This window comes from Acidovorax sp. Root217 (assembly GCF_001428645.1).
Taxonomy (GTDB): domain Bacteria; phylum Pseudomonadota; class Gammaproteobacteria; order Burkholderiales; family Burkholderiaceae_C; genus Acidovorax.
Genome location: NZ_LMIH01000004.1, coordinates 259 through 10,471 on the forward strand (window position 1 = coordinate 259; position 10,213 = coordinate 10,471).

At 67.1% G+C, this 10,213-nt stretch carries 11 protein-coding genes; 3 read left to right on the forward strand and 8 right to left on the reverse strand.

Going from position 1 to position 10,213, the window contains the following annotated elements:
- Positions 1-114: 114 nt before the first annotated feature.
- The 4 genes from ASE31_RS01435 to ASE31_RS01445 form a co-directional block, all read right to left on the reverse strand.
- Positions 115-576, reverse strand: a complete 462-nt coding sequence (locus ASE31_RS01435) for a hypothetical protein (protein ID WP_157412300.1) — start codon at positions 574-576, stop codon at positions 115-117.
- 88 nt (positions 577-664) lie between these two features.
- Positions 665-817, reverse strand: a complete 153-nt coding sequence (locus tag ASE31_RS31405) for a hypothetical protein (RefSeq protein ID WP_157412301.1) — start codon at positions 815-817, stop codon at positions 665-667.
- 420 nt (positions 818-1,237) lie between these two features.
- Positions 1,238-2,122, reverse strand: a complete 885-nt coding sequence (locus ASE31_RS01440; protein ID WP_157412302.1) for a hypothetical protein — start codon at positions 2,120-2,122, stop codon at positions 1,238-1,240.
- Positions 2,123-2,282: 160 nt separating this feature from the next.
- A complete protein-coding gene (locus ASE31_RS01445; RefSeq protein WP_057199770.1) occupies positions 2,283-2,504 on the reverse strand; it encodes a hypothetical protein in 222 nt (73 codons plus the stop codon).
- A gap of 541 nt (positions 2,505-3,045) precedes the next feature.
- Between ASE31_RS01445 and ASE31_RS01450 the strand changes: the two genes are divergently transcribed.
- Positions 3,046-3,258, forward strand: coding sequence for a hypothetical protein (locus tag ASE31_RS01450; protein ID WP_157412303.1), 213 nt, complete (start codon positions 3,046-3,048; stop codon positions 3,256-3,258).
- A 70-nt stretch (positions 3,259-3,328) separates the two neighbouring features.
- Here ASE31_RS01450 and ASE31_RS31410 read toward each other — a convergent pair whose 3' ends face one another.
- The 3 genes from ASE31_RS31410 to ASE31_RS01460 all read right to left on the reverse strand — a co-directional run bounded on the left by ASE31_RS31410 (position 3,329) and on the right by ASE31_RS01460 (position 7,351).
- Entirely contained in the window at positions 3,329-3,697 is a 369-nt protein-coding gene (locus ASE31_RS31410; RefSeq protein WP_157412304.1) for a hypothetical protein, read from the reverse strand.
- A gap of 57 nt (positions 3,698-3,754) precedes the next feature.
- Positions 3,755-6,559, reverse strand: a complete 2,805-nt coding sequence (locus ASE31_RS01455; RefSeq protein WP_057199772.1) for a PAS domain-containing protein — start codon at positions 6,557-6,559, stop codon at positions 3,755-3,757.
- 117 nt (positions 6,560-6,676) lie between these two features.
- A complete protein-coding gene (locus tag ASE31_RS01460; RefSeq protein WP_057199773.1) occupies positions 6,677-7,351 on the reverse strand; it encodes a hypothetical protein in 675 nt (224 codons plus the stop codon).
- 164 nt (positions 7,352-7,515) lie between these two features.
- Between ASE31_RS01460 and ASE31_RS01465 the strand changes: the two genes are divergently transcribed.
- Complete coding sequence (locus tag ASE31_RS01465) at positions 7,516-7,872, forward strand: hypothetical protein (protein WP_157412305.1); 357 nt, start codon at positions 7,516-7,518, stop codon at positions 7,870-7,872.
- A 129-nt stretch (positions 7,873-8,001) separates the two neighbouring features.
- On the opposite strand, the gene ASE31_RS01470 is transcribed toward ASE31_RS01465, so the two are convergent.
- Complete coding sequence (locus ASE31_RS01470) at positions 8,002-9,585, reverse strand: NYN domain-containing protein (protein ID WP_057199775.1); 1,584 nt, start codon at positions 9,583-9,585, stop codon at positions 8,002-8,004.
- A gap of 169 nt (positions 9,586-9,754) precedes the next feature.
- Here ASE31_RS01470 and ASE31_RS01475 point away from each other — a divergent pair, with 169 nt between their 5' ends.
- Complete coding sequence (locus tag ASE31_RS01475) at positions 9,755-10,108, forward strand: hypothetical protein (RefSeq protein WP_057199776.1); 354 nt, start codon at positions 9,755-9,757, stop codon at positions 10,106-10,108.
- Positions 10,109-10,213 lie beyond the last annotated feature (105 nt).

A 10,213-nucleotide genomic window follows, 5' to 3' on the forward strand; every position in this document is an offset into this window, starting at 1 on the left:
TATGCATGCATGCTGCAAGCAAGGCAACCAGCCCGCCATCAAAGCACGCAGCAGGCGCCACCTGCGCGGCGAGGCCAGATCCGCCGCAAGCCAACAGCGGCGCAACCCCCGCTGCTACCCGTTCTCCAGACTCAACTCCGGCCAGGAACTGAGCGGCGCGGGCCCGGTCGGCGGGTCATCCGGGTCCGCCAGCGCGTTGATCGCCGGCCGGGGCGCCAGGCACATCTGCAGGTACAGATAGTCGCGCAGCACGGCGCGGCCGGGGTCGAACTGAACAGGGGGCATTTCGTCGCCGGGCTCGAAGAGCACGTCGATTTCGACCTTGGCGCCGCGGGGCGGGTTCAGAAACTCCTGCGCGGCGGCGATGGCTTCGATCCAGACAAAGGCGCCTGCGATCTCTGCCGTGGCGAAGGCCGAGGAGGGCAGGTTCAGCCCGGAGTGGACCAGCGAATAGTCGTGCCAGGCCATGTAGGGGTGCACGCCAGCGGCCAGGCAGACTTCGAGCGCGGCACGCTCTGCCATGGCAGCCTTCTCTGTGCTGTCTGCATCCTCGGGGTAGGCAAGCACTAATCGCATGGGGAGGTGCTCCGGTTCATCGGGCCATCGTAGCCACAGACCCCGCGTTTGATCAATCAAACAATTGCCACCACCTGTGCCGGCGCACCTACATCGGTGCCGGCGTGGGGTGCGGCCCTACCGGCTCGGGTGGCAAGGGGTTGCCGGGCAGGGGATCGGGCACGGGGTCCACCGGCCCCATGGGGCTGGGGTGGGTGGCCCCGAGCAATTGCTGCAGCAACGAGGGGAAGTGGAACAGCATGGTGGGGGCTTTCGTGTGCGTGGGTTTAGCGCTGGCCGAGTGGGGAACTCGACGGCCATGGTCACGCTGGAGCGGGTCGGGTGCTGTAGGACGGGTCCGCGTGGTGCCGCCGGACGGCGGCAAGACAGGTAGGGGCTGGGCTTCTGTGGCTGGGCTTTTCGAATGGCTTGTTGCACGCCAGGCAGCGGCCCGCTGGCAAGGCATTGCCCTGTCGCAGGCGCCGGATGGTGGGGTGCACAAGGCACGCGGGCCTGCCTACGGCGCTATCGACGATCAAGGCAACGCCGCAGACACCCGTGGCACCTGGCTGCGCGCTGGACGGAAGGTTCCGGGCGCGGCGCGCCTTGGTTGGCACGGCGGGGCAGAGCTGAGCCGCCCTGCGCGGGGCAGGGCTGCCCCGCCCTCCATCACCGCGCCCCATCACTCCTTGGTCTTGCCCTGGGCTGCCCCTGCGGTGGTACCCGGGTTGGTGGTGCTGCTGCCTTGCTGGCTCTTGGCCGGCGGGTTCTGCACCACCTGGCCCGACTGGTTGGAGCCGAGCAGGCCTTCGTTGCGGCTACGCGAGGTGCGCCAGGTATTGAACTCGTCTGAGAACTTCTGGTAGCGCTCGTTGCGCCACGAGTCATAGTCCTCGTCGAGCAGGCGCAATTGCTCCTGGCGCCAGGCAGAGTAGTCGGGGTCATGGTGCTCGCGCTGGCTGCTGCGGTACAGGGGGTTGCCCTGCTGCTGGCGGTCGTAGTTGCCACCGTAGCCTTCCTGCCGGGCATCCGGCCGGCCGTCGTAGCCATGGCCATAGCTGCGGCCCCGCTGGCTGGCGTAGACGTCGCCCTGGTCACGCTCAGGGCCACCATAGCCTTCGCGGACCCAGGCGTCGGGGCGGTTCAGGCGGACACGGTCCTCCTGGCCGTAGCCGCCGCCGTAATGGCCGCCGCTACCGTGCTGTTGCTGCTGGCGAAAGCGTTGCTCTGCTTCGTACGGGTCGTAGCCACCGATGTCGGGGCTGCGCGCGCCGTAGCCATAGCCGCTGTCGCGGTTGCTGCGGTAACCGCTGCCCTGGCCTTGGTCGTAGCGCTCGCGGCCAAAATCCCGTCCGGCATCGCTGTGGGCTTGCCAGCTGCGCCCGCCCTGGTAGCCCTGGCCGTCGCGGCGACCGCCGAAGGGCTCGTAGCGGCCTGTGCGGCTGTCCCCGGGGATGGAATGGCTGGTGCGCAGGTCTTCGTCGCGGGCCAGGTCGGGGTGGTCGTTGTCGCGGTGGTTCATTCCGTGGCGCGAAAAGCCACTGTCGTCACTGTCTCGGTATCCCATTGTCTTGCTCCTTGGGTGGGGCGGGCGGCGGCGGGTGCGGTACGCAGGCCTGGCCGCGCGCCCCTCTTTCTTCAAATGCAATTGATCGATCAAGCGCACTGGCTCGAAAGAGCCGGTGCCGTTACGGGGGGCTGCAACCCTTGCGGTTGCGTCCACCCGGTCAGTGCTGATTTTTGGAGGACCGCTGGTTCGACGACGAAGACTCGCCCTGCTGGCGGCTGGCCTGGTTGCCGGTCTGTGGGCTGGATCGGTCCTGCTGGCCCTGCTGGCGGTTCCCCGGGCTGCCGGTGCTCTGCTCTTGCTGGCGCTCGCCCGAGGGCTTGCGCTGAGGGTTGCTGTCGTCCTGGTACTGGTTGTTGCCTTGAGGGTTGTTGTTGGGCATTCACATTCTCCTGTTGGTGAAAACACATGCACACGACGACCGTGTGTGACTCCATTTTTGGGCGCCGCGGTGGCGCGGTTTTGTAGGTCTTGTCCTATGCGCCGGTCGGAAAAACGCCATGCCCGGTAAGCAGATGCACGGGCGGTATCCAGCGGCCCCCTGGGGCCCCGATTTGTAAGCCGCGTGAGCGAGCGCACGGCGCACAGGGCCCCTGTGCGTTGGCCTGCAGTCCTACATGGGTGGGTGGGGCGGCACTTTTACGATGGCTACGCCGCGAGGTTTGCGGCGTCTCTCTCCCTCGTGACCATCGCGAGTTGGGCCCGCCGCCGAGCGGGCCCTTTTTTGGGGGCGCGGGCAGTACACAATGGCTTACTTCTCGCGCAGGCTTTGTTGGACACCCGGCCAGCCCAGTGTTGCTACCATGGTGCCACCTGGGCATCGCTCAGAGGAAGACCTGGGCCTGCCCCTACCCCCTGCCTGTATGCCAATGTCGTCAGCCGTTTTCCGATTCACGCGCGACGGGCGCGAATCGCACAGCACCATGATCAGCGCGACCACGGACGCGATGAGCGTCGTGCTCGTCTGGCAGGCTTTGGGCGCCGCGCGCCGGCACGAGGTGCTGGACGACAGCGGCGAGGAGTTTCTGGTGGTGCGCCTGATCTACCCGGACGAGCAGGCCGACCAAGCCATCAGCGACCTGGACGAGCAGTGCGACACGCATGGGGTGCTGCGCGAAGAGGTGGCGGGGGGCTGAGTGCGCCAACCTCCCCCCACCCAACATCTGCCGCACCTTGTAGAGCGCCCACTGGTAGTGCAATTGTCGTTCATAGGGTCTGCGCCTGTTGGGTTGTTGTGGGATCAGCTGTTTTTGTTTTTCTTACGCGATCACACGCATCAGTGTGTGGCGAATGGCGGTGGAAAAAGACAGGTGGGCTGTGGTGGCAATTTCCTGCCGCAGCTCTTGCTCGACAAGCGGTCGCCAAATCAGCTTCTGGGAACTGGCTGGCGTATTCCGCCCACTGCTTCAATTGCTGCTGGTAGCCGTATGCAGCGGCGCTGCGCATGTAGGGTAAGCCTGCGCCCTGCAGGTTCAGGATGAAGTTGAGGATGAAGATGGTCTCTTGCGCTCTATGGTGCGGCTGCGGCGACAGGGCTGCCTTGGGTTGAACTCCGCCGCACTGCGGGTCGAACACCAGAAAATCATCGGGGTCCTCGGTGTCTGTTTAATCAAATAGGCGGGGCGTGCCCATCTACCTCGCCCCATCCAGCATCTGCCGCACCTTGTTCACCAGGTGCGGTATCTCAAAGGGCTTGGTGAGGATGGCCATGCCTTCGTCCATGAGGCCGTTGCCCACGGCGGCGTTCTCGGCGTAGCCGGTGATGAACAGCACCTTGAGCCCTCGGCGCACGGTGCGGCCGGCGTCGGCCACCTGGCGGCCGTTGAGGCCGCCGGGCAGGCCCACGTCGGTGAGCAGCAGGTCGATGCGTTCGGGGCCCTGCAGCAGGTGCAGGCCGGTGGGGCCGCTGTCGGCCAGCAGCACGCGGTAGCCGGCCTCGGCCAGTACCTCGCTGAACAGCTCGCGGATGGTGTGCTCGTCCTCGATCACCAGCACCGTCTCGCCTGCACCTGGCGCCAGGTCGTGGTGGGCCGCTGCGGCTTCCTCCTGCGCATGGCCCTGGTGGCGCGGCAGGTACAAGTGCATGGTGGTGCCCTGGCCCGGGGCCGATTGCACGCGCACCTGCCCGCCCGACTGGCGCACGAAGCCATACACCATCGACAGCCCCAGGCCCGTGCCCTGGCCCAGGGGCTTGGTGGTGAAGAAGGGGTCGAAGATGCGCTTGATGAGACCCGGTGGCATGCCTGAGCCGGTGTCGGCCACGCTCAGCACCAGGTATTCGCCGGGGGCAAGTTCGTGCTCGCGGGCGCTGCGCTCGTCCAGCACCCGGTTGGCGGTGGTGATGACGAGGCGCCCGCCCTGGGGCATCATCGCGTCGCGCGCGTTGATGCACAGGTTGAGCAGCGCGTTCTCCAGCTGCGAGGGGTCGATGCGGGTGGCCCACAGGTCGGGGGCTGCGGCCACCTGCAGGTCCACCGTGGGGCCCACGGTGCGGGCGATCAGGTCCTGCATGCCGGTCACCAGGCGGTTCACGTCCACGGGGCGCGGGTCCAGCGTCTGGCGGCGCGAGAAGGCCAGGAGGCGCTGGGTGAGGCTGGCGGCGCTGCGCACCGAGCGCTCGCACATCTCGATGTAGCGCTCCAGCCCCTCGCGCTTGCCCTTGGCCATCTGGATCTTCATGACCTGCAGGCTGCCGCTCATGGCGGCCAGCAGGTTGTTGAAGTCGTGCGCAATGCCGCCGGTGAGCTGGCCCACGGCCTCCATCTTCTGCGCCTGACGCAGGGCCTCTTGCGCCTCGTCGAACGCGGCCTGCTGGCGCAGCCGGTCGGTGATGTCCACACCGGTGGCAAACGCGCCGATCTGCGTGCCGTCGGCGGCGCGCAGCACTTCGAACTTGAGCTCATACTGGCGCTGGGCAATCGCCGGGTTGCCGAACTGGCCCTGGATGGTGAAGGACTCGCCGGCCATGGCACGCTGCCACAGCGCCAGCGCGGCCTGCACATCGGCCCCCGTGCCGTTCAGCAGCGCGGTCAGGCTATCGCCGGGAGCGGGGCGCACGCCGTACACGCGCTCGTACTCGTCCGCATTGGCCTGGTTGATGGCCAGGAAGCGGTAGTCCCGGTCCAGCACCTGGATGAAGGCGTCGGTGGTCTGCACGATGGTGGCCAGCACGTCGCGCTCGGCCGTGCGCTCGGCCAGTGCGGCGGCGTGGTCCTTTTCGTCCTGCACGTCGCGGGTGATGCAGTAGACCAGGCCCTCTTCAGGCACCGCCACCCAGGACAGCCAGCGCCAGCCGCCGGCCTTCATGCGGTAGCGGTTTTCAAAGCGCAGCACGGGCAGGCCGCGCTCGCTGGCATCCACCCAGGCGCGCTCGCTGGCGGCCAGGTCGTCGGGGTGCACCAGCTCGCGAAAGCCCATGCGCTGCATCTCGTCCTCGGTCCAGCCCAGCGTGCGTTCCCAGGCGGGGTTGGCGGCCTCGAAGTGCCCGCTGGCGTTGATCACGCACAGCAGCTCGGGGCTCACGGCCCAAGCGCGGCCGCGAGATAGGGTGCGCTCGATCACCTGGCGCTCCAGGTCGGCGTTGAGCGCGCGCAACCGCGCCTCGCTGGCCTGCGCGGCGACCTGGGCCTGCACGCGCTCGGTCACGTCGTAGCCGCCGACGAATATGCCGTGGATGGCGCCGGCGTCGTCGCGCATGGCTTCGTAGAGGATGTCGATATGGCGCTCGTGGGCCTCGCCCTGCAGCTGGATGGGCATGGCCGAGGCCTGCATGGGCACGCCGGTGGCGTACACCCGGTCGAGCATTTCGTAGTAGCCCTGGCCTGCCAGATCGGGGAACACTTCGCGCACGGTGCGGCCGATGAAGTCGCGCGGGCCCGAGATCTTCACGTAGGCATCGTTCACGTACTCGAAGGTATGTTCAGGCCCGGTGAGCACGCCCACGAAGCCGGGCATCTGCTGCAGCAGGCGCTGCTGGCGCGCGCGCTCAGACCGCGCCTTGCGTTCGGCGAGCACCTTGTCGGTGGTCTCGACCACCGTGTCGAGCATGGCGACGATGGCGCCGTGCTCGTCGAACCAGGGGCTGTAGCAGAAGGTGAAGTAGGCATCCTCCAGCGTTCCGCTGCGGTCGATGCGAAGCGGGAAGTCTTCGATGAAGGTGGACTCGCCCGCCAGGGCCTTCTCGGCAATGGGTTGGAGCCCCTCCCACGCCTCGGCCCAGGTCACGCGCAGGGGCTGGCCCAGCGCTTCGCCCTTACCGCCCAGGATGGCCTGGTAGCCGTCGTTGTAGATCGCGACCAGGTCTGGCCCCCAGAACAGGCACGAGGCGAAGTCGGAGCCGAGCATCATGTCCACAGCGATGCGCAGCGAAGCCGGCCACTGCGCGATGGGCCCCAGTGGCGTGGCAGCCCATTCGAATGCGCGGATGCGGGCGCCCATTCGGCCACCACCACCATGGAATGCAGAAGGTCGATGGGGGAGGGGTTTTATTGGGTCGGCTGACATGCGGTTACGAGGATAACCGGACCACAGCGCACAAGTTTGTCAGCCATTGCCTCATTGCACCCAGCGGAACGGCACGGTCTTGACCCCATCGCCGTTCCACGCCGACACGGTGCCCGTGATCTCGCGCCCCGCAGGGGTTTCCTTCGCCTGGATCAGGCTCAGGTGGTAGCGGTAGCCATCGCCATGGGCGGCACGGGCCTGGGCGATGGCGCGGGCCGCCGCATCGGTGTGCTGCAGGGCCATGCTGGCACCGGCCAGCAGCACGGCGATGCCCGCTCCCATTGCAATGGGCCAGCGCGTGCTGCGCACCTTGAGGCCGGCAGCCGCTGTGGCTGCCAGCACCGGGGGGGCGCCCAGCTCGCGTGCCAGCCACGCCATCAGCGCCACGGTGAAGACCAGCAGCACGCCGCCGAGCAGGGCCAGCGCGGCGTGCGTCTTGACCATGGCGAGCGTCAGGCCCGGCGGCTGCAGCAGCGGCGACACCAGCACCACGGCGGCCAGTAGCGCCAGCATGGAGATGGCCATGCGCCGCACGATGGACGCCGCGCGCAGGCTGCCGCGCAACAGGAAGATGCCGCCGGCCACGGAGAAGATGTTGAAGCTCGACACATAGGGCACGTCGAGCGCCAGGCACACCAGCCAGGCGGCGATGTCGATGCCGCCCACGATGAGCAGGGCCAGGCCGGTGCGGTGCAGGTGGGGGCGGTAGGAGGTATCGGTGGGCATGGGCTGTAGTCGGTTTGCCCCGCAGTCTACGTGGGCTTGCCGCTCTTTCAGGCTTTGCCGACGGCGGCCATGCCCCATTGCCTTCTTGAAGCGCCGCCGTGGATGGGGCGTCTCGGCCGCTCAGTACGTTTTGTGACAGGCCATGCGCTTGATGTGTCTATAACGTGAAAGCGTCTTCGGTACTGGTTGGCGCAGAAGAAGTACAACCTGAATGGGAGAAGCGCATGGGATTTGTTGGTTTTTCGGGCTTGCTCGCTTTGTTCGCTCTGGCCGGGTGCTCGGCCATGACCCGGCCACTGGAGGTGCACATCCGGCCCGATGCCTACCAGGTCGGCAGTGTCAAGTCAGCGCTTGCAACGCCTGCAGTGGACGAGGTGGTGCGCGTCAACCCCAGGAGGGTCTTGATGGTGACGTGCCGCAGCACGCCCCCGGCCAAGATCATTCAGTTTGAAGTGGAGCTGCGAGCGCGGCACAAGGCCGAGTTGCAAGGCACTCTCACGAGCGAAGGCTGCGCTGCGTAGGCACTTTTCCACCCCACTCCATCCCGAACCAGGGCACGCCCCATCGCGAAGACTTACTCCGCGTTGTCCGAGGGAGGCCCTTGCGGCCAGCGGCGGTAGTCGCTCGGCCGCAAGGGTGCGCAAAGGGGACTATTCCGCCGCTTTGGCCGACTTGCCTTCACCGCGTGGCTTGCGTGCACGGGGTGCCGCTGCAGCCTTGGCGGGTGCGGCTGCAGGGGCGGCAGTAGTCGTCTTTTTGCCCCTTGCCGGTGGTGCGGGCTCGGCCGCAGGTGCGTCGGCCTGCGCTGCGGCTGGCTTGCGCCCGCCGCTGCTGCTTGCGCCCTTGCGCGGTGCAGGTGCCGTGGCCGCACGGCGGCTGCGGGGCGCGCGCGCGGTGGCCGAAGCGGCTGCGCCAACGCTGTCCGCGGCGTCGTCCAGCGCGTCTACCATCGCAGCGGCTGCTGCCTCGGCACGCTCGTCGGCGGCCTCGGCATCGTCTGCCGGCTCGTCGCGGTAGGGCGGTTGTGTTTCAGCAGGCTCTGGCGTCGGCACGGGGGCGGGCGCTGGCTGGGTGAAGTAGCTGGTGCGGGCCGGGCGCTCGGCTGGCGCGTCGTCGCGCTCGTCGGCGCCCTGGTGGTCTGTGCGGGCGTCTGCATGCTGTGGCTGCTGCAGGTCTTGCCGCGCATCGGCATGCTGCTGCGTCGCGCCGGATCGGGCAGAGCCTTCTCCACGGCGCCCGCGCGAGCGGCCGCCGCGCCCACCACCGCCTTCGCCGCTGCCGCCGGAGGCATCCGGCAGCGCTGCCACGGCGTGGAAGTCATGGCGCTGGTTGCCTGCGTTGTTGTTGCCCTGGCGTTCGGCGGGGGCTGCATCGCTGCGGCCGGCAGACTCGGGCGCATCGCCACCTGCGGTGCCCAGGCCGCGGAACACATACGCGCCAGACCGTTCGTCGCGGCCAAACTCCAGCAGCCCGCGCGCCTGCGCCTCTTCGAGCAGGTTGCCGAAGGTGCGAAAGCCGTAGTAGCTTTCGCTGAAATCGGGCTTGCGGCGCTTGATGGCTTCCTTGAGCACCGAGGCCCAGATCTTGCCGCTGTCGCCGCGCTCGGAGGTCAGGGCCTCGAAGGTCTCCACCGCCAGCTCCACGCCCTGGGCGCGGCGCACGTCCTGCGATTCCTTGCGGCTGCGCTCTTCCTCGGGCGTGCGGCGCGGGGCGGGCGGCGAGCCGGGGCTCTGGCGCCGGGCCAGGGCGCGCTGCTTTTCGCGCACCAGGTCGTCGTAGAAGATGAACTCGTCGCAGTTGGCGATCAACAGGTCCGAGGTGGACTGCTTGACGCCCACGCCGATGACCTGCTTGTTGTTCTCGCGCAGCTTGGAGACCAGGGGCGAGAAGTCCGAATCGCCGCTGATGATGACGAAGGTGTTGACGTGCGACTTGGTGTAGCACAGGTCCAGCGCGTCCACCACCAGGCGGATGTCGGCCGAGTTCTTGCCCGACTGGCGCACGTGGGGGATCTCGATCAGCTCGAAATTGGCCTCGTGCATGGTGGCCTTGAAGCCCTTGTAGCGCTCCCAGTCGCAATAGGCCTTCTTGACCACGATGGAGCCCTTGAGCAGCAGGCGCTCCAGGATGGGCTTGATGTCGAATTTGTCGTACTGCGCATCGCGCACGCCCAGGGCGACGTTTTCAAAGTCGCAAAACAGGGCCATGCTGATATTGTCGGGAGGGGTTGCCATGGAAGTGTGTCCGTTCTAGTTCGGTTGCCATCATCACACGGATCGCGGATGGCCCTGTTTCTGCACGGGCACAAGGGCCACCCCAACCGCGCTCGGATACCATCGTTGCCAAAGTCTTATCCGCCCGCCTGTCTGCTTATCCACCTCATCGACACCACGGCTTGATGACATGATCGACATCATTTACTACACGCTGATGCTTCTTCTCGGGTATGCCGTGTACCGCTACGGGCAGAAACAACTCGCCAAAGGCTATCGCGACGAGAACGACGAAGTCACCAAGCCGCCCCTGGGGCCGGTGGGCTTCGTGGTGTGCGCTGCCATCACCGGCTTTCTGTCCTTCGGCCTGCTGCGCGCGCTGGCCAGGGGCGAGATCGAATGCGTGGGAAAGGGCTGCAGAGGACAGGTCTACACCCTGGCAGAACAGGCGGGCCAGTACTGGAGCAACATGTTCTTTCTGGCGTGGATCGTGCTGTTCCTGGCGTACATCCTGTACGTGACATTCAGGATGTGGAGGGGCTAAGAGCGGCTAACAAAACTCTTCTGGCGTCGTTGCAGCGTCTTGTCGTACTGCCTGCGACGCAGCGCCTAGCCAGAACCGCTTCGCTGAGTTTTGTTAGCCGCTCTA

What these genes read in the sequence shown, in the direction of transcription:
- ASE31_RS01440 (WP_157412302.1), bottom strand. Translation starts at nt 2,122, where the DNA reads ATGGGATACCGAGACAGTGACGACAGTGGCTTTTCGCGCCACGGAATG.
- ASE31_RS01445 (WP_057199770.1), bottom strand. Translation starts at nt 2,504, where the DNA reads ATGCCCAACAACAACCCTCAAGGCAACAACCAGTACCAGGACGACAGC.
- ASE31_RS01475 (WP_057199776.1), top strand. Translation starts at nt 9,755, where the DNA reads ATGATCGACATCATTTACTACACGCTGATGCTTCTTCTCGGGTATGCC.
- ASE31_RS01435 (WP_157412300.1), bottom strand. Translation starts at nt 576, where the DNA reads ATGCGATTAGTGCTTGCCTACCCCGAGGATGCAGACAGCACAGAGAAG.
- ASE31_RS01460 (WP_057199773.1), bottom strand. Translation starts at nt 7,351, where the DNA reads ATGCCCACCGATACCTCCTACCGCCCCCACCTGCACCGCACCGGCCTG.
- ASE31_RS01450 (WP_157412303.1), top strand. Translation starts at nt 3,046, where the DNA reads ATGATCAGCGCGACCACGGACGCGATGAGCGTCGTGCTCGTCTGGCAG.
- ASE31_RS01470 (WP_057199775.1), bottom strand. Translation starts at nt 9,585, where the DNA reads ATGGCAACCCCTCCCGACAATATCAGCATGGCCCTGTTTTGCGACTTT.
- ASE31_RS01455 (WP_057199772.1), bottom strand. Translation starts at nt 6,559, where the DNA reads ATGGGCGCCCGCATCCGCGCATTCGAATGGGCTGCCACGCCACTGGGG.
- ASE31_RS31405 (WP_157412301.1), bottom strand. Translation starts at nt 817, where the DNA reads ATGCTGTTCCACTTCCCCTCGTTGCTGCAGCAATTGCTCGGGGCCACC.